Source organism: Helicobacter ibis (assembly GCF_027859255.1).
GTDB lineage: Bacteria > Campylobacterota > Campylobacteria > Campylobacterales > Helicobacteraceae > Helicobacter_D > Helicobacter_D ibis.
On the sequence record NZ_JAQHXR010000001.1, the window covers coordinates 528,085 to 551,589 of the forward strand.

26 protein-coding genes and 2 pseudogenes are annotated in these 23,505 nt (G+C 31.8%); 21 read left to right on the forward strand and 7 right to left on the reverse strand.

Annotated features, from left to right (window positions below; all coding sequences use genetic code 11):
* Nucleotides 1–52: 52 nt before the first annotated feature.
* Genes PF021_RS02920 through PF021_RS02955 form a run of 8 tightly spaced genes read left to right on the forward strand, consistent with a single transcriptional unit; the run spans nucleotide 53 to nucleotide 5,458 of the window.
* On the forward strand, nucleotides 53–565 hold the full coding sequence (locus PF021_RS02920; protein WP_271020906.1) for an OmpA family protein: 513 nt from the start codon (nucleotides 53–55) through the stop codon (nucleotides 563–565).
* Between the two features lie 16 nt (nucleotides 566–581).
* Complete coding sequence (locus tag PF021_RS02925) at nucleotides 582–1,541, forward strand: hypothetical protein (RefSeq protein ID WP_271020907.1); 960 nt, start codon at nucleotides 582–584, stop codon at nucleotides 1,539–1,541.
* Between the two features lie 17 nt (nucleotides 1,542–1,558).
* Nucleotides 1,559–2,074, forward strand: a complete 516-nt coding sequence (locus PF021_RS02930) for an FKBP-type peptidyl-prolyl cis-trans isomerase (protein ID WP_271020908.1) — start codon at nucleotides 1,559–1,561, stop codon at nucleotides 2,072–2,074.
* Nucleotides 2,065–3,225 (forward strand): tRNA pseudouridine(13) synthase TruD, encoded by a 1,161-nt coding sequence (gene truD / locus PF021_RS02935; protein WP_271020909.1) that lies wholly within the window; start codon nucleotides 2,065–2,067, stop codon nucleotides 3,223–3,225. The genes PF021_RS02930 and truD overlap by 10 nt, the downstream gene beginning before the upstream one ends.
* Entirely contained in the window at nucleotides 3,212–4,150 is a 939-nt protein-coding gene (htpX, locus tag PF021_RS02940; protein WP_271020999.1) for a zinc metalloprotease HtpX, read from the forward strand. The genes truD and htpX overlap by 14 nt, the downstream gene beginning before the upstream one ends.
* A gap of 8 nt (nucleotides 4,151–4,158) precedes the next feature.
* Entirely contained in the window at nucleotides 4,159–4,704 is a 546-nt protein-coding gene (gene folE / locus PF021_RS02945; RefSeq protein WP_407081404.1) for a GTP cyclohydrolase I FolE, read from the forward strand.
* Nucleotides 4,704–4,934 carry a hypothetical protein gene (locus tag PF021_RS02950; RefSeq protein ID WP_271020911.1) on the forward strand — a complete coding sequence of 77 codons (231 nt, stop codon included), beginning with the start codon at nucleotides 4,704–4,706 and terminating at the stop codon, nucleotides 4,932–4,934. The genes folE and PF021_RS02950 overlap by 1 nt, the downstream gene beginning before the upstream one ends.
* A gap of 17 nt (nucleotides 4,935–4,951) precedes the next feature.
* Nucleotides 4,952–5,458 carry an alpha/beta hydrolase gene (locus PF021_RS02955; protein WP_271021000.1) on the forward strand — a complete coding sequence of 169 codons (507 nt, stop codon included), beginning with the start codon at nucleotides 4,952–4,954 and terminating at the stop codon, nucleotides 5,456–5,458.
* 66 nt (nucleotides 5,459–5,524) lie between these two features.
* On the opposite strand, the gene PF021_RS02960 is transcribed toward PF021_RS02955, so the two are convergent.
* A complete protein-coding gene (locus PF021_RS02960) occupies nucleotides 5,525–6,088 on the reverse strand; it encodes a DNA-deoxyinosine glycosylase (RefSeq protein WP_271020912.1) in 564 nt (187 codons plus the stop codon).
* Nucleotides 6,085–6,969 carry an aminoglycoside 6-adenylyltransferase gene (locus PF021_RS02965; protein WP_271020913.1) on the reverse strand — a complete coding sequence of 295 codons (885 nt, stop codon included), beginning with the start codon at nucleotides 6,967–6,969 and terminating at the stop codon, nucleotides 6,085–6,087. The genes PF021_RS02960 and PF021_RS02965 overlap by 4 nt, the downstream gene beginning before the upstream one ends.
* A 261-nt stretch (nucleotides 6,970–7,230) precedes the next feature.
* Between PF021_RS02965 and PF021_RS02970 the strand changes: the two genes are divergently transcribed.
* From PF021_RS02970 to PF021_RS03000, 9 genes and pseudogenes are all read left to right on the forward strand, one after another.
* Nucleotides 7,231–9,624 carry a molybdopterin-dependent oxidoreductase gene (locus PF021_RS02970; RefSeq protein ID WP_271021001.1) on the forward strand — a complete coding sequence of 798 codons (2,394 nt, stop codon included), beginning with the start codon at nucleotides 7,231–7,233 and terminating at the stop codon, nucleotides 9,622–9,624.
* Between the two features lie 2 nt (nucleotides 9,625–9,626).
* The gene (locus tag PF021_RS02975; protein ID WP_271020914.1) at nucleotides 9,627–10,271 is read left to right on the forward strand and encodes a hypothetical protein; all 645 of its coding nucleotides are present in this window, start codon (nucleotides 9,627–9,629) and stop codon (nucleotides 10,269–10,271) included.
* 159 nt (nucleotides 10,272–10,430) lie between these two features.
* A pseudogene (locus tag PF021_RS08595) lies at nucleotides 10,431–10,766 on the forward strand (glutamine amidotransferase-related protein); the annotation flags it as partial.
* A gap of 171 nt (nucleotides 10,767–10,937) precedes the next feature.
* A pseudogene (locus PF021_RS08600) lies at nucleotides 10,938–11,159 on the forward strand (GNAT family N-acetyltransferase); the annotation flags it as partial.
* A complete protein-coding gene (gene guaA, locus PF021_RS08605) occupies nucleotides 11,157–12,482 on the forward strand; it encodes a glutamine-hydrolyzing GMP synthase (protein ID WP_407081405.1) in 1,326 nt (441 codons plus the stop codon). The pseudogene PF021_RS08600 and the gene guaA, both read left to right, overlap by 3 nt.
* A gap of 5 nt (nucleotides 12,483–12,487) precedes the next feature.
* Complete coding sequence (locus PF021_RS02985) at nucleotides 12,488–14,077, forward strand: DNA methyltransferase (RefSeq protein ID WP_271020916.1); 1,590 nt, start codon at nucleotides 12,488–12,490, stop codon at nucleotides 14,075–14,077.
* Between the two features lies 1 nt (nucleotide 14,078).
* Complete coding sequence (locus PF021_RS02990) at nucleotides 14,079–15,845, forward strand: AIPR family protein (RefSeq protein WP_271020917.1); 1,767 nt, start codon at nucleotides 14,079–14,081, stop codon at nucleotides 15,843–15,845.
* Nucleotides 15,838–16,608 carry a TdeIII family type II restriction endonuclease gene (locus PF021_RS02995; protein WP_271020918.1) on the forward strand — a complete coding sequence of 257 codons (771 nt, stop codon included), beginning with the start codon at nucleotides 15,838–15,840 and terminating at the stop codon, nucleotides 16,606–16,608. The genes PF021_RS02990 and PF021_RS02995 overlap by 8 nt, the downstream gene beginning before the upstream one ends.
* Before the next feature lie 10 nt (nucleotides 16,609–16,618).
* Nucleotides 16,619–17,569 carry an HTH domain-containing protein gene (locus PF021_RS03000; protein WP_271021002.1) on the forward strand — a complete coding sequence of 317 codons (951 nt, stop codon included), beginning with the start codon at nucleotides 16,619–16,621 and terminating at the stop codon, nucleotides 17,567–17,569.
* 90 nt (nucleotides 17,570–17,659) lie between these two features.
* Here PF021_RS03000 and PF021_RS03005 read toward each other — a convergent pair whose 3' ends face one another.
* The 4 genes from PF021_RS03005 to PF021_RS03020 all read right to left on the reverse strand — a co-directional run bounded on the left by PF021_RS03005 (nucleotide 17,660) and on the right by PF021_RS03020 (nucleotide 20,705).
* Nucleotides 17,660–18,145, reverse strand: a complete 486-nt coding sequence (locus PF021_RS03005) for a methylated-DNA--[protein]-cysteine S-methyltransferase (RefSeq protein WP_271020919.1) — start codon at nucleotides 18,143–18,145, stop codon at nucleotides 17,660–17,662.
* Nucleotides 18,146–18,609: 464 nt separating this feature from the next.
* Nucleotides 18,610–18,903, reverse strand: coding sequence for a DUF2147 domain-containing protein (locus PF021_RS03010; RefSeq protein ID WP_271020920.1), 294 nt, complete (start codon nucleotides 18,901–18,903; stop codon nucleotides 18,610–18,612).
* The gene (locus tag PF021_RS03015; RefSeq protein WP_271020921.1) at nucleotides 18,881–19,069 is read right to left on the reverse strand and encodes a DUF2147 domain-containing protein; all 189 of its coding nucleotides are present in this window, start codon (nucleotides 19,067–19,069) and stop codon (nucleotides 18,881–18,883) included. The genes PF021_RS03010 and PF021_RS03015 overlap by 23 nt, the downstream gene beginning before the upstream one ends.
* 10 nt (nucleotides 19,070–19,079) lie before the next feature.
* Nucleotides 19,080–20,705: a phytoene desaturase family protein gene (locus tag PF021_RS03020; RefSeq protein WP_271020922.1), complete on the reverse strand. Its 1,626-nt coding sequence runs from the start codon at nucleotides 20,703–20,705 to the stop codon at nucleotides 19,080–19,082.
* Nucleotides 20,706–20,837: 132 nt separating this feature from the next.
* Between PF021_RS03020 and PF021_RS03025 the strand changes: the two genes are divergently transcribed.
* Both PF021_RS03025 and PF021_RS03030 read left to right on the forward strand, forming a co-directional pair.
* On the forward strand, nucleotides 20,838–21,827 hold the full coding sequence (locus tag PF021_RS03025) for a permease (RefSeq protein WP_271020923.1): 990 nt from the start codon (nucleotides 20,838–20,840) through the stop codon (nucleotides 21,825–21,827).
* A 10-nt stretch (nucleotides 21,828–21,837) separates the two neighbouring features.
* On the forward strand, nucleotides 21,838–22,146 hold the full coding sequence (locus PF021_RS03030) for an ArsR/SmtB family transcription factor (protein ID WP_271020924.1): 309 nt from the start codon (nucleotides 21,838–21,840) through the stop codon (nucleotides 22,144–22,146).
* A 69-nt stretch (nucleotides 22,147–22,215) separates the two neighbouring features.
* Here PF021_RS03030 and PF021_RS03035 read toward each other — a convergent pair whose 3' ends face one another.
* On the reverse strand, nucleotides 22,216–22,461 hold the full coding sequence (locus PF021_RS03035; RefSeq protein WP_407081402.1) for a hypothetical protein: 246 nt from the start codon (nucleotides 22,459–22,461) through the stop codon (nucleotides 22,216–22,218).
* A gap of 170 nt (nucleotides 22,462–22,631) precedes the next feature.
* Between PF021_RS03035 and PF021_RS03040 the strand changes: the two genes are divergently transcribed.
* Nucleotides 22,632–22,784 (forward strand): hypothetical protein, encoded by a 153-nt coding sequence (locus tag PF021_RS03040; RefSeq protein WP_271020925.1) that lies wholly within the window; start codon nucleotides 22,632–22,634, stop codon nucleotides 22,782–22,784.
* Between the two features lie 52 nt (nucleotides 22,785–22,836).
* Entirely contained in the window at nucleotides 22,837–23,040 is a 204-nt protein-coding gene (locus PF021_RS03045; protein ID WP_271020926.1) for a hypothetical protein, read from the forward strand.
* Nucleotides 23,041–23,505 lie beyond the last annotated feature (465 nt).

Consider the following 23,505-nt stretch of genomic DNA (forward strand, 5'->3'; position numbering starts at 1 on the left):
GTTTTAAATGTGTTATAATCTATACTTTAAATTATTTTTTAGGGAGCTCAAAATGAAAAAGCTTTTAATCGCAGGATCTTTGGCGACTATTTTTTTAATTACAGGTTGTAGCCAAAAGGGTGGTGTAGGTGCCGATGGTAGTGGGTCTGCTAATGCTGGTGGTAAAGGATATATTTCAGGAAGTGATAATTTTGCTAGTTTAGATGATAGAATCTCTCATGTTGAAGGTGGATTGCAAAATATATTTTTTAACTTTGATCAATTTACAATTAGACCTGATATGCAAGGTGCTGTAAGTAATGATGCAAATGTATTGAAATCTAGTGCCGTAGGACCATTAACTGTGAGAATTGAAGGTAATACAGATGAGTGGGGAACTGATGAGTATAACTATGCATTAGGGTTAAAAAGAGCAGTAGCAGTTAGAGATGCGTTGGTGGCTCAAGGTGTAAGCCAAGATAAAACTGTGTTGGTTAGTTATGGTGAAAGTAAGCCAACTTGTACTTCTAAAACTAGAGAGTGCTGGGCTGAAAATAGAAAAGTTACTTTCAAAATGCTACCATAATTAGAGGCTATCTCATTTGAAAAGATTATCTTTATACATTTTGTGTTTTGGTATCGTGTTTGGGCAAGAGCCATCGGCATTTAATGCTGGTGCTATTGCACCAAAAAAGACAGAGCAAGAGGTAACGCAAGAAAAACTTTTTAATCTTTCTTCACAGATGAAGTCAGTAAATGAATCTCAAGAGGGATTGAAAAGTGTTTTTGAAGGTCAAATGCAAAGAATACAAGAACTTTCAAATAAAATAAATGTAGTCTCGCTTGAAAATAATGCGACTTCAGCAGAGATAAAGAGCAATATGGATTCTAATTTTGAAATACAAAATAAAAATATAGAAAATCTAAAGCAAAGTATAGCAGAGCTTGGTAAGTTGTTGCAAGAGAATAATAATAACCTAAAAAAAGAAATTGCTTCTTTACAAAAACAAATAAATGAAGCATTAGATAAAGATGATAATTCATTAAGTCCTAATGATGCTCCTAAAGATCCTAAATCAGCCACACAAGTTGCAGAATCAAATAATACAAATACATCGGAAATAACGCCTAAAGTGGCTACTAAAGAAGAAAATAAAGAGAAGTCTGCAAAAACAGATGATAAGCCAAAAAAAGTTGATCTTAAAAGCAAATCTTTAGCAGAAGTATTTAAAGAAGGTGAAGGCTACTTATCTAAAAAAGAATATAGCTTAGCTGATGAATATTTGCAGTTTGCGGTTAAGGGTAACTATAAACCTGCAAGAGGCAATTTCTTGCTTGGAGAGATAGCATTTGCCCAAAAGAAATATGAGGACGCCATTTATTATTATAAAACTAGTGCAACAAGATATGATAAAGCAGATTATATGCCTACTCTAATGCTAAATAGTGCAAAATCATTTAGGGCGATTAATGAAACTGAAAATTCAAATAAGTTTCTAAAAACACTTATACAGCTATATCCTGATTCAAAGGAAGCTGTAGAAGCTAAAAAACTTTTATAATATTTAGGAGAATAATTATGATTAAAGATAATTTTGCAGTAAGTATAGAGTATGAAGTAAAAGAAGAAGGAAATGGAGAGGTTTTAGATTCAAATATTGGTTCTAAACCATTAGAATTTATAATGGGTAGAGGTGAGGTTATACGAGGGTTAGAGAATGCTATTGCTTCTATGGCTATTGGCGAGAGTAAAGATATTGTAATTCCACCTAGTGAAGCATATGGGGATTATAATTCAGAATATGTGCAAGAAGTGCCTAGAGATCAATTTGTGGGTATAGATTTGCAAGAAGGTATGACACTTTTTGGTCAAGGCGAAAATGGAGAGACTGTTCAAGTAACTGTTAAAGGTTTCAATGATGAAGTAGCCATTATTGATTATAATCACCCTCTAGCTGGCAAGACATTAGCATTTTCTGTTACGATTTTAGATGCTAGAGAAGCTACAGAACAAGAGTTAAGTTGTGGTATTGGGGGACATCACCATGGTGGTGGCGGAGGTTGTTGCGGTGGCGGAGGTTGTGGTTGTCACTAATTTGTGGTGAAAATTCTTATGCCTACTCTCACTCTCCAATAGAGTTTTATTTCAAGCAAAGTCCTAGAGATTTTGTTGTTGAAGAGGTTCCACTTTATGTATTTAACGGGAGTGGTCCTCATACTATCATTAAAATACGCAAAAAAGATTTAACCACTTTTCAAATGCTAAAGATTTTATCATCAAGCTTAGGTGTTAAAGAAATTGATATTGGCTATGCTGGTTTAAAAGATAAAAATGCTTTAACTATACAACATATAAGTATTCCTTGTCAGTTTGAGAAGTTAGTTGAGAATTTCAGCCATGAGAAAATTAAAATTTTAGATATAACAAGACATCAAAATAAATTAAAAATAGGACATTTAAAAGGCAATAGATTCTTCATTAGAATAAAAAAGCTAAATAAAATAAATAATATAAAAATAACTCAAGTATTAAATGAGATTTCAAAATATGGAATCCCAAATTATTTTGGTTATCAACGATTTGGGATAGATGGAGATAACTATAAGTTAGGGCAAGATATTGTAAATAATAAAGCTAGAATCAAAAACAAAAAAATGTCTAATTTCCTAATTAGTGCTTATCAGAGTTATTTGTTTAATGCATGGCTTTCTTTAAGGATTAATTTTTCAAAAATTGTGGATTGTTATAAGGTAAATGATATCTATGACGCACTATTTGAGTTGTTGCAAAATAATCATATTAGCGAATCTTTTAAGGATAAAGATATGCTTTCTAAAATAAAAACACAAGAACATATATTTAAGGTGCTACCCGGTGAATTTATGTGTCATTATCCTTATGGTAGGCATTTTATTTTAGATGATATTATTAATGATAGCAATAGGTTTTTAAACAAAGATATTTCTGTTCTTGGTGCATTAAGTGGTAAAAAGTTAGAGTTATCACATGATATGGCATTGTTTTTTGAAGATTTGTTTTTGGATTCTAAAATTACTAGCGTTGGTAGTCGAAGGTATGCTTGGGTGTTTTTAGATGATGTGCAATATAATTACAAAGAAGAAGAAGCACAAGGCGAGTTGAACTTCTATTTGCCTAAAGGCTCATATGCTACTACTTTGTTGCGTGAGTTAGCTAGAAGAGAGCTGGACTGCAGTGAAACTATTAAGGAAGATTGTTATGTTTGAAGAAATAATTGCTAAAAACAAGCTAAAAACAAATTGTGTTATAGTTTTGTATTTGTTTATTTTTGTGTTTATTGGGTTGTTGGTTGATATTGTTAGGATAAATGCACCTAGTTTGTCGTATGGATTTTATGTTTTAATTACTTTCCAAGTTCTGCCTGTTGTTACACTAGTATTACTTGGCGTTGCTGCATGTGTTATAGGATATACGATAGGGAATTTTCAGCGTATTTTGCTAAGTGGTAATGAGTATAAAGAAATAATAAACAGAGGTGAAAATAGGATAGAATCCGAGCTTTCTAGTATTTTAGATGAGCTTATTTTAGAAGCTAGATTGGAGTTTAGACCTAAGCTTTATTTGATGGAAGCTCCATTTATGAATGCATTTGCAAGTGGTTGGCATAGGGATAATTCGCTAATAGCATTAACAACGACATTGGTAAGGAATCTAACTAGAGATGAAGTAAAGGCGGTCATGGCACATGAGCTAAGCCATATTAGGCATGGTGATATAAGGCTTACTTTAATGGTTGGTGTTTTAAGTAATATTATGTTGCTAGTTGTTAATTATGGTGTATTTATGTTTTTGGGTAACAATAGAGATAATGGTGCAAATATAGCTAGAAATATATTGCTTATTTTTCAGTTTATACTTCCACTTATAACAATAGTGTTGCAAATGTTCTTAAGTAGAAGTAGAGAGTATATGGCAGATTCTGGTGCTGTGTATTTGATGAATGGAGATAGTATGCCTATGATTAGAGCATTACAAAAAATAAGTGATAATTATGCAAAGTCAGATTTTTCTCAAGTTGATAATAATCCAACGAGATCTGCTTTGTATATTTTTGGTTTTAAGGAGATGTTTAGCACTCATCCAAGTATAGAAAATAGAATAAGGATTTTGCAGAGAAAATCAAGGAGGTAATTATGGCAATACAAGAAGCAATTCAAAGTATGTTTGATTTTATAGGTGAGGATAGAAATAGGGAAGGTTTGATAGATACCCCAAAGAGAGTTATGCAGAGCTGGTCTCATATATTTGGTGGATATAAGATGGATCCTACAATGATCTTAGAATCTGCTATTTTTAAAGAAGGTGTTTGTGATGAGATGGTAGTGTTAAAAAATGTTGAGTTTTATTCCATGTGCGAACATCATTTTTTGCCATTTTTTGGACATATTTCAATTGGTTATATACCAAATAATAAATTTGTTGGAATCTCAAAATTAGCAAGATTGGTAGAGGTGTATTCAAGAAGATTACAGATTCAAGAAAATATGACAAGTCAAATTGCAGATACAATTATGGAAGTCTTACAACCAAAGGGAGTTATGGTGATTGTGCATGCTAGACATATGTGTATGAAGATGAGAGGAGTAGAAACGCAAGACAGTGTTATGATAACTAGTGCTGTTAGAGGGTTGTTTAAAAGTGATCATAGAACTAGAGAAGAATTTATGGGGCATATAAGAGGCTAATGATTAAGATATTTTCTTGTATTGTTTTGCTCTTTAGTGTTATATTGGCAAAGCCAAGTTTAGAGATTCTAAAAATTTCAAATGAGGCTAGAAGTAATTTTGATATTTATAACTTGGAGCTAGACAATAAAGATACTAGCTACATAATTCAAATTGCAATCCCAAAAAATTTGCAAAACCCTAAAGTAATATTTTTGCTTGATGGCACTTCTTTTTTCCGAGATTTATAAATAAATATAACTCTTATATTGTAGTTGGTATAGGGCATAAGGGAGATGTAGCATTTGATAGGAAAAGACGCACATATGACTATCTGCCACAATATAATCTACAAGGAAGTGGTGGGGCTTATGAGTTTTTGAGTTTTATTAAAGATAGAGTTTTGCCTCTTAGCACAAAACTAATAGAGGACAAAATAAAAACAAATATAGATTCTAAAATCTTATTTGGACATAGCTTTGGCGGAATCTTTACGCTATATACATTGCTAGAAGATTCCTTATTGTTTGATGAGTATTTTATTGTCTCACCTTCTCTTTGGAGTGAGCCTAAATTTGGTAGTTTAGAAATTAAAGAATGTCCTAAATTTGTCTATTATCTGTGGGGCGGCAATGAAGCTAAGAAGACACAAGAATCTATACCACATATAAACTTTGCAAAGGATTTTGCACTAAAGAATCCAAAATGCAATATAAGCTACAAAGAAGTCGCAAATAAAAATCATGGCGAGATGATAGAAGTAGGATTTTTTTGAGTTAGATTCGTATTGATTGGCATAAAATAATTTACTTTTGTTATAGAAAAAAATTTTATTGTTAAGCTATGAATTAAGCTGATATTTTATTACACTCCATTCTCTTGCTAAATCATCAAGTCTATATCGAGCGTTTGCACTGCTAGTGGAGGGTAGGGTAAAGACTGGTAAATTTAAAATGGAGATATTTTTAGACCCATTAGTTTTATAGTTATAGCAAAGTGTGTCAAAGGATTTTCTAGTAAGCTTACCATTGCAAAAAATTGCTTTAATTTGACTTTTATAAACAATCTCTGCAACATCATTAAAGTTTAGAATCTCTAAATTTGTATCACTTGAATTATTTGCCTTTCTATTGCATGTTTGCACGCAATCCCAAAGTGCAATATGGTGTTCTAGTAAAAAATTTCTCTGAATTTCTATAATCTCTTTATTTTTTAAATGCTTATCTTTTGAAGTTGGCACAATACAATCAAATACAAGAGCCAAAACGCTCCAAAATCGGTTATTAGAATTCCCATAGTAAAAACCAAAAGATTCTGAAGCAAAGGAGGGAAAAGAACCTAAAATTAGCACCTTAGATTTTGCATTATATACAGGATTAAAAGAATGTTGACAAATATCTATCATTTATAAAACCTATATTTATACAAATTTTTATATGGATTTTTATAGTCACTTTTCTTGCATATATGCTTTACACTTTTGCTAAAAAGTTCTTCAAGTATCTCTAGAGATTTTGCTATGTGTTTTAGGCTATGAGTGTGATAGCTACCTCTTATAATCTTTACTTCTTTTTTAGATAGATAGTGCAAAATATATGCATTTTCCTTACCAAGCCAAAGATTAAATCCTTGTTTTAAACCCACTTTAAAGCTAAGCATAACAAATAACGCCTTACGCATAGAATCTAAAAGATGATTTGCTAAGATAAATTGCTCTCTTAAAAGGGCTTTTTGCACATTGCTAAGTGTGAAATAAAATTCATTACATACATCATCAAAGCATTTTTGGCTTAAATGCGTTATGCTAAAAGGAGTTTGTGGAATAGTGTGTGTAAAAAGATTATCTTTATCCACAAGCACCTTGCTTAGTGGCTCTAGCTCATAATAAGCATTCAAATCCTGCAAAGGAATGATTTTTAAATCAAGTCTCACCCCATTTGCAAAAAGCATTAAAAAACTTACCCAATTTGGTGGTAAATCAGGTTTATAAAACTCCATAGATTCTGGAAGTTGAGAGAAAATAAGCCTCCCAAAATGCTTACTTGTAAAGACTAAAATCTTACTTGGGATTTTTGCACTTTTAATATCGCTTTGTGAAGAAATCTCTAAAAATTCGTGCATAGAATCTAGAGGCACAAAAAATGAAATATCATAATCTTGGTATTTATCTTTTTTGGCTTTGGGATTGACCCTTGAGCCTTCAAGTGTGGCAATAGTGATTGCCTTATGCTTTATTGTGAAGTTTTTTATTGCTTTGATTGTATTTATTTGTGTTTGTTGGTTCATCTATATTAAAGCCTTTGTATTTTTATTTATTTCTTATCAAAATCATAACATGTCTCAAGACTTTCAATATAGAATTCTCTTTAAGTTAGTTTGATGTTAAACGCTTGTTAAGTTCACAAAATATTATTTGTGTATTTTTGTAAAATATTATAATTAAAATTATTATTTTTTTTAATAATTAAAAGAAATTAAATTAATAATATGATAGAATTTCGCAATTTTTTACATGTTTATGTAAGGAATGTAATTTTAAGGAGGTAAATAACAATGACAAGACGAGATGTTTTAAAGACTTCAGCAGTAGCTTCTATAGCTATAGCAGGAAGTTCATCGCCACTTAGTGCCGTTGGTGCGATTAATGATATACAATTAATTCCACATGCTACACATTTTGGTCCATTTATTGCTAAAGTAAAAGATGGTAAATTTGTAGATGTATTACCAAGTCCGCACGATAAGAATCCAAGTATAATGATGAAATCTATGATCGATAGAGTTTATACAGATTCTAGAGTGAAATATCCTTGTGTTAGAAAAAGCTTCTTAGAAGGTAAAAATGCCCCTGAATTAAGAGGAAAAGAGCCTTTTGTAAGAGTGGATTGGGAGACTGCACTAAATTTGGTTGCTGAAAAAATCAAATCCACTCCAAAAGAAAATATCTATAATGCTGCTTATGGTGGCTGGGGGCATGTAGGGAGATTGCATAACTCAAATATCGTAACTGGAAGATTCTTTAATATCGTTCTAGGCGGTGCAGTAGGAACTGATGGTGAGTATAGCAATGGTGCTGCTGGTCGTGTAAATAATGATATTATAGGTGATTTAGAAGTATATTCTCAACAAACCACACATGAGCAAATCATCAAAAATACAAAAGTATATGTAATGTGGGGAGCAGATTTATTTAAGTGTAACCGCATTGATTATGTTGTTCCAAATCATGTAAATGATCTTTATTACCCAAAATACAAAGAGGCTAGGATTAAATTTATAAATATTGATCCATATTATAATGAAACTGCAGAGATGTTTGATGCAGAATGGATTAAGATTCGTCCAAATACCGATGTTGCACTAGCATTAGGTATGATGCACTATTTATATACAACTGGTAAATATGATAAAGAGTTTGTAGAAAAATATACAGATGGTTTTGATAAATTCTTACCTTATCTTTTGGGTGAGAGCGATGGAATCCCTAAAGATGTAGCATGGGCTTCAAAAATTACAGAAGTAGAAGAATCTAAAATTAAAGAGCTATGTGATTTATTTGTAAGTCAAAGCACATTTATAGCTGGTAACTGGGCAATGCAAAGAGCACAGCATGGAGAACAGGCTGATTGGGCTTTAATTAATCTTGCGTGTATGATCGGACAGATTGGCACACCGGGTGGTGGAGTTGGTTTTTCTATGCATTATGCAGGAGGTGGACAAGCAAATAGCGGATATAGAACAACTCCAGGATTATCTCAAGGGAGAAGTAGAGTAGAGTTTTCAATTCCTGCAAGTAGAGTTAGTGAGTGTATATTAAATCCGGGTAAATCCATTAACTTCAAGGGTAAAATAATTACATTCCCAGAAATTAAGATGATTTATTGTTGTGGTGCGACACTTCTAGGTCATCACCCAAATACAAACGAGCTAATAAGAGCTATTAGAAGTGTAGATACCGTAGTGGTGCATGAACCTTGGTGGACACCTATGGCGAAAATGGCTGATGTTGTATTCCCAAGCACTTGCACAATGGAGAGAGACGATATTACAAGCGGAAGCACTTATTCAAGAAATGTAATTTATGCTATGAAAAAGGTTGTAGAACCTACATATGAGCATAGGGATGATTTTGCGATTTTTGCAGAGTTAGCAAAAAAAATTGGTGGAGAAGAGAAGTATCATCAATATACAGGTGGTCTTAGTTATATGGATTGGATTAAGAAATTCTATGCAAGTTCTGATGGTCCTATTTTTAAAGAGTTTGACAAGTTTTGGGAGGATGGGTTTGTAGAGTTTGAAGGTGGGGATTATGAATATGTCCGCCATGCAGACTTTAGATCAGATCCAGAGACAAATAGACTAGCAACTCAAAGTGGCAAGATACAATTCTTTGTTGATAAGTTCGAAGAAGCAAAATTGCCTGATATGAAAGGGCATGTAACTTGGTTTGAACCTAGTGAATATCTTGGAAGTAAGGAAGCTAAACAATATCCATTTCATATGCTTAGCCCACACCCAAGATATAGAGTGCATAGTCAGCTAGATAACACTTGGGTTAGAGATGTATATAAAATTCAAGGGCGTGAGCCAGTAGTAATTAATACAAATGACGCACAAAAACTAGGAATAAAGCATGGAGAGGTTGTAGAGGTATATAACTCTAGAGGTGCTGTTCTTGCAGGTGCGTTTGTAACTGATAAGATAAGAGAAGGAGTAGTGCAGATTCAAGAGGGTGCATGGTATGACCCAGAAAATACAAATGATAAAACGCCAAGATGTAATGCAGGTGCGTGCAATGTGCTAACAAGCTCACGCCCAACAAGTAGGTGGGCACAAGCTACCGCGGTTAATACTTGTCTTGTAAATATTAGAAAACTTGGTAAAGATGAGATTGTAAAGCCTTACAAATCTACATTAACACCAGAAATAATAGGAGCGTAATTATGAGAAAATTAAGTGTTTTTACAATTTTATTAGCTGGTTTGTTTTTTGTTGGTTGTCAAGAATCTTCTACTAAAAGTTCTAGCTCTAGTGAGAGTTCATGTCATACATGCTTTACCTTAGATGAAACGCAGCAAGTAGTAGTGGAAAAACCAAAAAGAGAGGGTGTATATCACTTTGCTACTGAAGATACACAAGTTTATTCTTCTGATGGAAGCAAGGTTATAGGTAGCGTAATTAAAGGCTATGGTTTTGCCGAAGTAAAGGAGCAGGGAGATAAGGTTATTTTAAAAGCTGTTGGATATATAAAAGATGGTGATAGCTTAAATATATATGCTGATGAAGATTTTATTCTACCTGCTATAACTTTAAAAGAAGGAAGTGTAGTAAAGGATATGGAAGTTGCTATACCTAAGGCAAAATTAACAAAAACAGAGAGCGAGATATGGAGTAAGAGCGAGTTTATTTACTATGATAATTGCTCTATGTGTCATGCAGCACACTCTCCAAAAGAGCATACAATTCAAGAGTGGGAAGGCGTATATGGTACTATGAAAGCATTTGCTATGCCTACTGAAGAAGATGATAAGCTAATATGGGAATATTTAAGATCTCATTCTAAAGGTAGCTTCGCACTTGATGAATAATAATTCAAAAATCCTTTTTGGATTTTTGAATCCTGCTTTTACTTTTGTAACTACAATTTAATATTTCAAAGTATATTTATTATTTTTTATGTAAAATTAAGACTATATTAAGTATTCAAAATTATAAATATAAAATAAATTAATAACGGAGAGCATACCATGAATCAAGTCCAAATTATAGTTTTAGATTTTGGCAGTCAATACACCCAATTAATCGCTAGAAGACTTAGAGAGCATGGGGTATATACAGAGATTGTTCCTTATTTTGAAGATATAGAAAAAATAAAATCAAAACAACCAAAAGGCATCATTTTAAGCGGTGGTCCTGCAAGTGTATATGAAGAAGATTCATATAAGCCAGATTCTAAGATTTTTGAACTTGGTATTCCTATACTTGGTATATGTTATGGTATGCAATATATAGCTCATCACTTTGGTGGCAAGGTATTAAAGGCAGATAAGCAGGAGTTTGGTAAGGCGCATCTAGAAGTATTAGGTGGTGAGAAGATAAATTTTATATCTTTTGATAAATATAAAATAAGACAAAATGAGGAATCTATTTTGTTGTTATGGGAAGATTCTGTAAGAGCTAGTCATTGCTTTTTAAAAGAAAGTGATATTATAGAGATTAAAGATGAAGTAAAAGAAGGTTTAAGTGCATGCGATATTTTTATGGTGGCTGAACATGATGGTAGGTTTTTGGGATTTATAGGTTGCATTGATAATAAAATAGAAATGCTTTTTGTGTCTAGTAAATATTTTAATTGCAAAATAGGTAAAGGATTAATTAAATGCGTACTAAATGATAGATCTGATGTTATAGCAGTAGATTGTAATACGCAAAATAATGATGCATTGAGTTTTTATCAAAATATCGGTTTTGAGATTTTTAAAGAAAGTAAAACAGATTCTAAAGGCAGAAATTTTCCTGTAACACATCTAAGGGGTAAAGCAGATAAAATAAGAGAGAATCTTAAAAATATAAAAGAAATCATAATTAGCAAAAGTCAAATTTTTAATAATGTAAAAAATAATAGTATTGTGTGGATGAGTCATGCTGATAGGGTTGAAGAGATTCCACAAGGATTTGTTGAGCTTGCAAAGAGTGGAAATACGCATTATTGTGCTATCGCAAATTTGGATAAAAATATTTATGCTTTGCAGTTTCACCCAGAAGTTGTGCATAGTGAATGTGGAGGAGATATATTAGAGAATTTTGCAATAAATATCTGTATGGCAGATACAAGTTGGAATATGAATTATTTTGCAGAATCTGAAATACAAAAGTTAAGAGAAGTTGCCAAAAGTGGTAAAGTGTTATGTGCAGTAAGTGGTGGAGTGGATTCAAGTGTAGTAGCGACACTTCTTTATCGTGCCATTGGTGAGAATCTTATTCCTGTGTTTGTAGATACAGGACTTTTGAGAGCGGGAGAGAGGGAAGCAGTGGAGGCGATGTTTAGAGAAAACTTGGGCGTACCGCTTATCACTATTGATGCAAGTGAGATTTTCTTAGGCAAACTAAAGGGCGTAACTGATCCAGAAGTAAAGCGAAAAATCATCGGTGAGACTTTTATTGAAGTTTTTGAAGCGGAGGCTAAAAAGCATAATGAAAATGGAGAGATAAAATTCCTAGCGCAAGGCACACTCTATCCAGATGTAATCGAATCTGTAAGCGTAAAGGGACCAAGCAAGACGATAAAAAGCCATCATAATGTAGGTGGTTTGCCTGATTGGATGAAGTTTGAGCTAATCGAGCCATTAAGAGAGCTTTTTAAAGATGAAGTAAGGGCTTTGGGGCGAGAGCTAGGAATGCCTGAATCTATGCTTATTCGTCATCCTTTCCCAGGGCCAGGCTTAGCAATACGCATTATGGGAGAGGTAAATAAGCAAGATTTAGATTTGCTAAGGGTTTGTGATTCTATATTTATTGAGGAGCTTTATAAGCATAATTTATACAATAAAGTATGGCAGGCATTCTGTGTGCTTCTAAATGTCAAAAGTGTGGGCGTAATGGGTGATAACCGCACTTATGATAATACTATTTGCGTGAGAGCTGTAGAAGCACTTGATGGTATGACTGCAACTTTCTCTCATCTCCCACATAGCTTTTTAGAGGGCGTGGCAAATAGAATCATTAATGAAGTAGAAGGGATAAATCGCGTAGTATATGATATAACCTCTAAGCCACCAGGCACGATTGAGTGGGAGTGAGATGCTTGAAAAGTTCTTTAAATACTAAAATATGCAATGATGAATTCCCAATACTACTTAGCCCAAAAGTTGCTGCTATTTGGGCTAGTGAATATCTAGGCAAAAAGGTGACGAGCAATAATATTATTTATCTTTTAAATTATGGAAAAGTTGCAAATCATAGCACAAATAACAAAGAAAATTTGGTAGATAGGAATGAATTAAAAATATATTATGATAAAACCATTAAATCGCAAAAATATTTAGATTCTCCTATTTCTTTTGCACAATACAAAGAAGCTGAAACAACAAAACATATTCATAGAATCCACCCTTACAAAGGTAAATTTATACCACAACTTGTGGAGTATTTTTTAGATTTTCATACTGATTCTTTAAAGACAGAATCATATTTTGCAAAAGGAGATATTATTTTAGATATTTTTGCTGGAAGTGGGACAACATTATGCGTAGCAAATGAACTCAACATGCATGCCATTGGTATTGATATTTCATATTTTAATACAATGTTAAGCAATGCTAAAATTACAAAATATGATTTAAAAATACTTGAAGCAGAAATCTTTAGAATCACAAATGTGCTAAATTCTTATACAAACGCTACGCAGGTTAAAACTTTTGAATTAGATTTAAATAACAAATTAAGCATGTTTAATCAAATGTATTTTCCAAATAAGACTTTTAAACGCCAAGTTGCTTTAAAACAGGTTGATGAAAAACAATATGGAAAAGACAAAGAAGCAGAGTTTTTAAAAATTTATGATGATTTAATCAAGCAATACGCTATAAACCTTACTACAAATTTAAAGGGTAATTTTTTTGAAAAATGGTATTTGGATTCCATTAGGCAAGAAATTATCCTCATAAGAAATGAAATTTTAAAAGCACCAAAAAATCTACAAAATATTTTATCTATTATTTTGAGCAGAACAGCAAGAAGTTGTCGAGCTACCACACATTCAGATTTAGCCACTTTAATAGAGCCTATTACTGCAACATATTATTGTCATAAACATGGCAGAATATGTAAACCTCTTTTTAGTATTAAAAAATGGTGGGATAGCTATGCAAAGGATACTTTAAAGCGACTAAGAGAGTTTGAAAACTTACGTACAGATACAAATCAAATTTGTTTAAATACAGATTCTACAAATGTGAATATTACTTCTCAATTAGAATTGATAGATAAAGAATTTGCCAATCTTGTAAAAACACAAAAAATAGCTGGTATTTTTAGCTCTCCGCCCTATGTTGGTTTAATCGACTATCACGAGCAACATGCTTATGCTTATGATATTTTTGATTTACCACGTAATGATTGTTTAGAAATTGGTAGATTAAGCGAAGGACAAAGTAAGAATGCAAAAGAAAGTTATGTAAAAGGAGTAGCACAAGCCCTAAACAATGCAAGGCGATTTTTAAAGAATAATTACAATGTATTTTTGGTTGCAAATGATAAATTTAACCTTTATCCAAATATAGCACAACTTGCAGGAATGAAAATTGTAAATCGCTATGATAGACCTGTTCTAAATCGTAGCGAAAAAGATAAGAATAAATATAGTGAGAGTATTTTTCATTTAAAGGAGATATAAAATGGAATCAAGAATTATTAAACAAGCTAGAGAATTTTGTTGCGATTTGTTTCCCAACATGTCATTAAATAAGTCACAAGAATTTGAAATTTTTTCTGCATCAATGTTAGCAACAACATTATCCAATAAAATAGATAGTGAAATTTTAAAAGATATTTGGTTAAATGATAATATTTCTGGAATTGATGGATTTTTTATTATTGTTGATAATTCATTATATTCAATCTCTAATTACAATATTCTTCTTACCGAAGATGCGAAATTTAAAAATGTAGAATTTTGTTTTGTAGAGGCAAAAACTTCTAAAAGTGTTGATATTGGAGATATATTGAAATTTTATAATACTCTAACATCTATACTGGAGAGAAAGAATAATTGCCCAAAAAATATTGCGGAATGCATTCATGCCTTTGATAAAAAGTCTCAACAACAGAAAAATATAACTTTAAAGGCTAGTTTTTATTTTTGCACACAAAAAACAGAAAGCGAAATAAAGACTTTAGAAGATAATTGGAGAGACAAAATAAAAACCAATGAAGAAAAGATTGGGGAATTTATTGAAATTAAAACATGTTTAATAGGAAGTGAATTTATAAGAAAAATTTACGAAAGCAATAGAACTGGGCAAGTCAGTATTTCTATACCAAAAAATAATTTAATTTCTATATCTAATAAATGTTTTATTGGATACTTAGATGCTTTATCTTTGCTTCAATCCATTTCTCTTGAAAACAATCAACTTAGGATACTTAATAATAATGTTTTCGAAGATAATATCAGGTTATTTTTAGGAAATACAGATATTAATAGAAATATTCAAAATACTGCAACAACGAAAGATTCAGATTTTCATCTATACAATAATGGGATTACCATAATAAACTCTGAATATAAAAACAATACTAATGATTATATATTTTATTCTATTAGAATCATCAATGGTTGTCAAACAATCAATTCTTTGTTTGAAATATATAAGCATGCTGATGATACTCAAGTAATCAAAAATATAATACTGCCAGTAAAGCTAATTGAAGCTATTGATGAAGATGAAATAGAATTGATTGCAACAAGCGCAAATAGTCAAAATCAAATTGATACCTATCAACTTTTATCCAATAGAGAGTTTTTTAAGTTTCTCGAAGATTATTTTCATAAAAATATTATTGATAATAAATCTATTTTTTACAAAAGAAGAATTGGTCAAATTGATGAGAAAAACTATATAAATGTTGATTTGCTTATAATCATGAGAGCTTTAATGTCATCAATTTTTCACATCCCACATAGAGCTTCTGGGTATTTTGATAGCACCATGAATAAATACTTAGAAAATCTTAAAGGTATCAATCAGGAATCCTACTGTAAACTAATTTATCATGTCACATACCTTTTTGTTTTTATACAAGATTTTTTAAATACAAACAAAAAGGATAAAATACATCTTCTCAAACACCACATCACCTTTATAATCTTTAAAGTAGTAACTTTGGATACCAATTTTAAAAAGCCTAGAAAAATGGGAGATATACCAAACTTAAATGAAAATGAAATAGAAATGGTATGTAGTAAGCTTAATTCTTTGCTTTCTTGCAGAGAAAAATTTGAAAATTTAATCAAACATATTCTTAAACACATCAATGATACAGATTTAAATATTTCAAACATTACAAAAACAAACCAAAAAATTCTTTATTCTCCTATTACTAAAATCATTGATAACTTTGATGATTTTTGCATACAATTACGGGAGTATTATAATGAATAATATAAAAAACAATATCAAAACTCGTCTTACAATAGCTTTGCGCACTAAATTTGAAAACTATAAGCCAGAAACTTCATATATGCCTTTTCATACACGCCTTTTAGGGAAAGATAGAATGGCACTTTATAGCTTTATTCAAAGTCTTAATACTAATTTTGGCACTAGCATTTTTGAACCTGTGGCTGAAGAGTTAGGACATTGTCATTTTGATATTATTGAGCGTCAAAAAGAGGTTGGAAATATCATTACAAAAGAAGCACAAAGGGTTATCCAAGATATTATGGATTCTTTAGAAAGCGGAAATTCTAAGCCCAATAAAAATGATGAAATTGCCAAGATTTTAGATGTGGCACGAAGCGGTGAAACTAGCACTATAAAGCCTACTAAGATAGATTTATTTTTACAGCAACATAATAATGTGTATTTGATAGATATTAAAACCGCTAAACCAAATAAGGGAGGTTTCAAGGAATTTAAGCGCACACTTCTTGCTTGGGTAGCATGCTATGCGTATGCAAATCCACAAGCCAACATTCATTCCCTTATTGCAATTCCATATAATCCTTATGAACCTAAACCTTATGAGCGTTGGACTATGGCTGGAATGCTTGATTTAGACTTTGAATTAAAGGTGGCAAAAGAGTTTTGGGATTTTATAGGTGGAGTCGGAAGCTATGAAATCATTTTGGATTCTTTTGAAGAAGTTGGGCTTGAAATGCGAAATGAGATTGATGAGTATTTTAAAAAATTTCATCTAAGTTAAAGGATTCCCTATACAAAAATACACATTCAGACAATTTATCATTGATGTTTTAGGAAGCTCATCACAACCCCTTACCTTTATGGAGATTTGGGAGAGTGGTGTAAAAATGGGGCTAGATAAGAAGCTAGGAAGCATCGGCAAGACACCTTGGCACAATATTAGTGCATTGCTTTATACTGATATTAAAAATGAAGATTCTCTTTTTTATATCACTTCCAAACAGCCTACAACTTTTTATTTAAAAAATAAGGTAATTCTTACGCAATCCATTCAACTCCAAAAAGAACACCCAGCAAAACATACTAAAGAGAATATAAAAGAACGTTCCCTCCACCCACTTTTAGTAAAATTCTTGTATGAAAATCCTAATTTTAATCTCTATTGCAAAACTATTTTTCATGAAAAAAGCACAAAAAGCATAAGCGGACGTGATAAGTGGAATTATCCTGATATTGTGGGAGTGCATTTTCCTTTTGAAAATGACTACGAGCAAGAGACGCTAAGTTTATTAAAAAACACTAATCAATTTAACTTTAAATTCTATGCCTTTGAGCTAAAGGTGCGTCTTTCGTGGAGTAATTTAAAAGAATCTTATTTTCAAGCTGTCTCAAACTCTAGCTTTGCAAACGAGGGATATTTGGTGGTTTTTGAAGAGTTTGATGATGAGATTTTAGAGGAGCTTATACGTTTAAATGCTAGCTTTGGTATTGGCGTGATAAGGTTAGAATCTAACACAATTGATAGTAACATTATCCTCCCTTCGCACAAAAGAGAGCTTGATATTGCAACGCTTAATATGCTTGTGGAGAAAAATCCAAATTTTAAGGAGTTTATCCAAACTATCAATGAAGATCTAGAGATTGGCAAACGCCACAGAATCTCTAAAAATAGATACGATACAATCCTAGATGATGAAGCAATGCAAAGGCATATAGAAGTCAATAAGCTAAATAATATATAAATTTACTTTTAAGCCTCACTTTATCAGCATTAGCATAATGCTAAGTTATGATATTAATGATACTTGTGTAATTTTAGATATAAATATTTACTATAAAACACCCTCTAGTTTTAATAATGTGCTTTTCTTTTCTAAGCCCCCTGCATATCCTATTAAACTACCATTTGAGCCAATGACCCTATGACATGGCACAATAATTGCAATTTTATTGCTTCCCACAGCTTTGCCTACTGCTTGAGCTGACATGCGTTTTATATTGCGTCTTTTAGCGATAGCTTGTGCGATCTCTCCATAGCTTATTGTTGCTCCAAAAGGTATTTTGCATAAAATTTCCCATACTTCTTTTTGGAAATCACTACCCATCAAGCATATTTCTACACTAAATTTTGGTTCTTTTTTATTGAAGTAAATATCTAACCATTTTTTAGTTTGTGTCAATATATTTGTTTCTTTGTATTGATGATTTGTAATTGTTTTAAAATTGCAATCGTTTTGAAAGGTTAGTCCGATTAAAGCACTGCAATTTGCAGTTAGCATAAGGTTGCCAAGTTGTGAGCTAAAATATGTGTAATACATTTGATTTCCTAATTTTGGTAGTATTATTTTATTAAAATTCAAAATATTTGGTTAAATGCTTATGCTATTGATCTAAATCAATATTTGTATACTTTTTAAAGATTTATACAGATATAATCTACGCCTTGGTAATGTTTTATGATTGAGGTGAGGGTATCGTTAGTCAAGGTGAAATTATTGTTGGTGATAAAAATCACGCATAAAGTGGTTATAAAGCAAGTGGATTGATTTTTACGAGTTTGTAAAAGAGATAGTTAAAAGGGTGGCAAGATAGCATTGGTAAAATTAGATATTGAGATTGCAGAACTTGATATTTTAGATTCTCTAAGCATACAAGGTCCTTATGAGCATATAGAATGCATTATATTTTAGATTCATGAGAGATTTAATAATCCAGTACATCAAGCCATTTAGCCATATTAAGAAATAAATATTTGAAGTATTAATAGGCTATGATTTTTTAATTATTGCATCAATTCAAGTGCATTTATATCTAATCGTTCATTATTATATTTGAGTGCTTGTGTTTCGTCTAGCTTTTGCCAAATAAACATAGGACCAAAAAGCACATCCACTTTTATTTCTAGCGTGTTATTTTTTAGCATAGCTTTAATTGGATAGGTTTTGCCTTTTTCAAAACTATAGATCTTGCCATTACATTTATTATTATTACACTTCATATTTAAAAATATACTGCCACGGATAGGGCGATTTTGTAGGCTTTTATTTGGATTATTAGAATCTACATCTAATTCCATTTGTGGTTGTAAATCCAACACCATAAAATGCTTTATTTTTGCTAAAAATCTCTACCACACTTTGTTTATCTTTAGAATCTTTTGGTAAAAGATAGATACCATTTATATCATTTGTAAATGCAAAACCAGCACTAATCATAAAACAGCCAATTATCTTAAAATTCATGCACTTTTCCTTATATCATTTTTATTAATGCACTTATCCCAATACCAACTGCGGTGCCAAAGATCACACATAATGTAATCCTTTTTGCATAAAAATAGGGATCTAAAATCTTTCTTGCGGTTCTATATCCGCCTAAAATCGCACCGGTAAATCCTCCACCTGGGAAGCCAAAGCTAGAAGCAAAGTAGAGATTCTTGATACTCTTTGATTTAAACCTCTCTCTACCAATAAAACCTTCTTTATCTTGATCGTATCCATAAATCACACCTTTTCTTGTGCGTGTGTAGCGCTCAATCGTCTTTGGCGTGGCGAGCTCTATATGGATACAGTGCTCCATAATATTAGGATACACGCTCTCTAATCGCTTCACTAGTGCATCTTGGAGTTCTTGTTTTTTGGCTTTATAGGCAACTTTATCTAAATTATCCCATTCTTCATAATAGCTATACACCGCACCAACACCAAGATATCTATCATCTCTATCGCTTAGCCCACTATCAATTTTTGAGTAATTCACAAAGGCAAAATCACGGCACTCTATTTGTGTATTTGCAGAATCTGCATTCTTAGAATCAAAAGGGCGATTAAAATATTTCTCATCTACAAGGAAAGTAGAGTAGTCCATATTTGGATAGATCTCGCTTAGATTCTTATCAAATATCATATAGAGTGAGATGAGTGATGAGGTAAGCGTGAAATCCTCTGTAAGTCTAGAATCTTTTTTATATTCACTTGGAGTAAGATTTTTTAAAAGCTTTGTATATACTATATGCGGATCGCAATTTGCGATGATTGTATCTGCATAGACTTCTATTTCTTGTTTAGTCTTTTTATCTATATATTTTACACCTTTTACACTTTTATCATCACACAAAATCTCTACTACATCAGAATCTGCCCTCACTTCCCCGCCATTTTCTCTAACTATCTCACTAAGTGTATCTGAAAGCTTTTGTGAGCCACCTTTTATATATACACCTTTATTGTAGTAGTTGTTTTGTGCTATGGCGTGATAGCTCCAAATAAATTTAAATGGATTATGATGATAATAGGAGATATTAATATTTAAAATTCTCTTTAGTTTAGGATCTTTGATACACGAATCTAACACTTCGCCCACGCTTTTATTGCGCACCATATTATAAGCAAAGAATATAAGTGTAGTTATTGGCGCAAAGAAGAAATCGATAAATTTCATATCAAACGGGAAGCTTCTTATTAAAAAGCTTTGAAAGCCAAGCTTTTTAAAGTATTTTTCAATGCCTTCTTTTTCGTGTGGGAATGCTGCAATAAGTGCTTCTTTTGTATTGCCATGTGGGATTGTTAGAATCTTATTTGGCTTATCTTGCTCTACGATACTCCATGCACTAGGAAGTGTGATAAGATACAGTTTTTTATCCAATCCAAGATGTTTGAAAATCGCGTGTTTCATATCTCGTTTTTCTGTACCAAAATCCATTTCGTGTAATCCTGCATCTACAAGCATACCTTTTCTCTTAAAACAAGTAGCACATCCACCAATCAAGCTATGTTGTTCTAATACAAGCACTTTTTTATTGGCCTTTGATAGCGTAGCTGCACAGCTTAAGCCACCAAGCCCAGAACCAATGATAATTGCATCAAATTGTGTATCCATAATACTCCTTGTTGAATTTAGCATTGTATTATAAAAGTAATATGTAAATTTTTAAATTATTTATATCAATATATATTGATTTATTGATATAAATATGTTATGTTTCTATAAAATTTTAGGAGGTAATTTGTTGTGGAAGTAAAATTATTAGAATCTCTTAAGCTATTTTGTGTTTATTTTATCGAGCTTTCTTTGCTCTTTATTGCTATCTCTGCTGTTGTTAGCTTTATTAATCATAAATGCAAGAATGTTTTTGAAAAACACCTAAGCGAAGATTCTTATTCTAGCTATCTTAAAGCTATGCTTCTTGGTGCTCTTACTCCTTTTTGTTCTTGCTCTACCATTCCATTATTTCGTGCATTTTTAAATACAAATGTAGCCTTTGGCGTGTGTATTGCTTATCTATTTACCTCACCTTTAATTAATCCCATTATCATTGCTATGCTTTTTGTATCTTTTGGGTGGCAAATTACTTTTATATATAGTGCTTTTTTGTTTGTTGTTATTTTTATTATTTCCATTTTAATCCAAAAACTAGATACGCAAAAATTTTTAAAAGAGGATTTTAAAAGCACAAATACTTTATCATTTTCTGCTAATAATCAAGCTCAAAATCCTGCCAAAATCACTTCTTTTAGTATCAAAAAACCTCAAAGTTGTTGTGATGAGAGTAAAAATGCAAACACAGGTTGCTGTGATAACACACTTAAAGATAAATTAAGTTTTAAAGAAATTTTATTTCAATCTTTCAAAGATTATAAAAAGCTTATCCCATACATTACCATAGGTATGGGTATTGGGGCTTTTATACATGGATTTGTGCCACAAGACTTCTTGCAAGATTCTCTAAGTGATTTTGGAGTGCTTAGCATAATTTTTGCAGCATTTATTGGAATCTTGCTCTATATTAGAGTGGAGACGATTATCCCTATTGGTTTGGCATTGCTTGAAGCAGGTGTCAATGAAGGTGTGATTTTTAGCTTTTTAATAGCAGGTGCTGGGTGTTCTCTTCCTGAACTTATTTTATTGAAAGGTATGTTTAGAATAAACTTTCTAGCACTTTTTGTGGGACTTATTTTACTTATTGCGATTAGCTTTGGCAGTCTTATTTATTTTTTCTAAAGGAATTTAAATGGATAAATTTTTAAATATCATTGGTGCGTTAAATGATGAAAGTAGAGTGCTAATACTAGCCTTTTTGGCTCAAAATGGTGAACTTTGCGTATGTGATTTGCAAAATTCTTTAAATATGATTCAATCGCGCCTCTCACGCCATTTAAAAATATTAAAAGATTCTGGATTTTTAGAAGTTAGACGTAAAGGCACTTGGGCATATTATAAGATAATGGAGGATTTATCCCTTTTTCATCTCCAGTGCTTAGAGACTATAAAGGAACTTAATTTATCACTCCCTTCACTTAAGAAGAGTTGCAAGAATTAGGAATTATTTTTGACTTTTATACTTCGTTCCCCAATCACACATTGCTTGTAAAATTGGGATTAAGCTTTGTTATCTGTTTGATAACCTATATTCTACCTTTGGTGGGATTTGGTGTATTCTACGCACTATTAGAAGTTCTCTTAGTGTGTTGTTAGTATTTAAAAGATATGGGTATAAATACCGATTTAGTTTATTATAACGCACTGCTTCGCAACGATATAGGATATATAAATACTTACTTGTATTTACCAGCGATAGTGATAGTGTGCAGTTAAATACACCACCATTAAAATCAAATTTTTTGTTTTTCTCCATATAATCCTTGTTTAGATATTATGAGAGTTTTATACACTCATAATATCTACAAAAATTAGGGCTAGATTTTGTTGATTTATATCTTATCCACCAGCCATTTAACGATAGTTATGGTGCGTGGGAAGCGATGAGTGAGTTAAAGAATAAAAGGTTTATCAAAATCGCTTGGTGTGAGAAATTTCTATCCTGATAGGCTTACAGATAATCAATTAGAGTGCCACCCATTTTTGCCATGCTTTGATTTTGAAGAGAATATAAAGAAACTAGGTGTAACTACGCAGTCTTGGGGCGTCATTTGCAGAAGGACAAAATGGAATCTTTGAAAATGAGATTCTAAAAGCTATTGCTTCTAAGCATAATAAAAGCATAGCTCAAGTGATTTTACGATGGCTAATTCAAAGAGAAATCGCAGTAATCCCAAAAACTCTAAGCAAAGAGAGAATGGTTGAGAATATTTCTGTGTTTGATTTTACACTAGATTCTAATGATATGGAATCTATCTCTAAAATCTCTCCATATATTATCTGTAATAATAGAGATGTAAAAACAGCGGAGTTTTTACTGAATTTAGCAAAGTAAAGCAAGTTTTAAGAAATTTTAACTTTTGATAATATTTTAAAGCTTAGGGCTTTATGCCTTTTTGTTTTAAAGCTATCCTAAGCACTCAAAATAGCCACATTGTAAGCTAAAAGATAGTAAAATACTGACTTGAAATATCCATGCACTCAATAAGGACATAAATGAACTCTATAGAAGAAATTGTTTAAGATAAGATAAAGTCTCGACTTAAGGAATTAAACATTGCCTATTATGCAAAAACACAAAGCATCAATACCGAAATTGATGAGGCGCTCACAAAAGCTCCAAGTAAAAGCGGTGGGAGTGGTAAAAACTATCCTGATATAAGATTATTAATAAAGCTAAAAACACTAAGAACTATTCCTATTATGATAGAAGTTAAGGGCTTAAAAAATAAACTTGCTAAATTTAAAAATGATGAAATATAAAATACCACCAAAGACAATAAACCCAATTATAAAAATA

What these genes read in the sequence shown, in the direction of transcription:
- PF021_RS02920 (WP_271020906.1), top strand. Translation starts at nt 53, where the DNA reads ATGAAAAAGCTTTTAATCGCAGGATCTTTGGCGACTATTTTTTTAATT.
- PF021_RS02930 (WP_271020908.1), top strand. Translation starts at nt 1,559, where the DNA reads ATGATTAAAGATAATTTTGCAGTAAGTATAGAGTATGAAGTAAAAGAA.
- PF021_RS02950 (WP_271020911.1), top strand. Translation starts at nt 4,704, where the DNA reads ATGATTAAGATATTTTCTTGTATTGTTTTGCTCTTTAGTGTTATATTG.
- PF021_RS02960 (WP_271020912.1), bottom strand. Translation starts at nt 6,088, where the DNA reads ATGATAGATATTTGTCAACATTCTTTTAATCCTGTATATAATGCAAAA.
- PF021_RS02965 (WP_271020913.1), bottom strand. Translation starts at nt 6,969, where the DNA reads ATGAACCAACAAACACAAATAAATACAATCAAAGCAATAAAAAACTTC.
- PF021_RS02975 (WP_271020914.1), top strand. Translation starts at nt 9,627, where the DNA reads ATGAGAAAATTAAGTGTTTTTACAATTTTATTAGCTGGTTTGTTTTTT.
- PF021_RS02990 (WP_271020917.1), top strand. Translation starts at nt 14,079, where the DNA reads ATGGAATCAAGAATTATTAAACAAGCTAGAGAATTTTGTTGCGATTTG.
- PF021_RS02995 (WP_271020918.1), top strand. Translation starts at nt 15,838, where the DNA reads ATGAATAATATAAAAAACAATATCAAAACTCGTCTTACAATAGCTTTG.
- PF021_RS03005 (WP_271020919.1), bottom strand. Translation starts at nt 18,145, where the DNA reads ATGTATTACACATATTTTAGCTCACAACTTGGCAACCTTATGCTAACT.
- PF021_RS03010 (WP_271020920.1), bottom strand. Translation starts at nt 18,903, where the DNA reads ATGGAATTAGATGTAGATTCTAATAATCCAAATAAAAGCCTACAAAAT.
- PF021_RS03015 (WP_271020921.1), bottom strand. Translation starts at nt 19,069, where the DNA reads ATGAATTTTAAGATAATTGGCTGTTTTATGATTAGTGCTGGTTTTGCA.
- PF021_RS03020 (WP_271020922.1), bottom strand. Translation starts at nt 20,705, where the DNA reads ATGGATACACAATTTGATGCAATTATCATTGGTTCTGGGCTTGGTGGC.
- PF021_RS03030 (WP_271020924.1), top strand. Translation starts at nt 21,838, where the DNA reads ATGGATAAATTTTTAAATATCATTGGTGCGTTAAATGATGAAAGTAGA.
- PF021_RS03035 (WP_407081402.1), bottom strand. Translation starts at nt 22,461, where the DNA reads ATGGAGAAAAACAAAAAATTTGATTTTAATGGTGGTGTATTTAACTGC.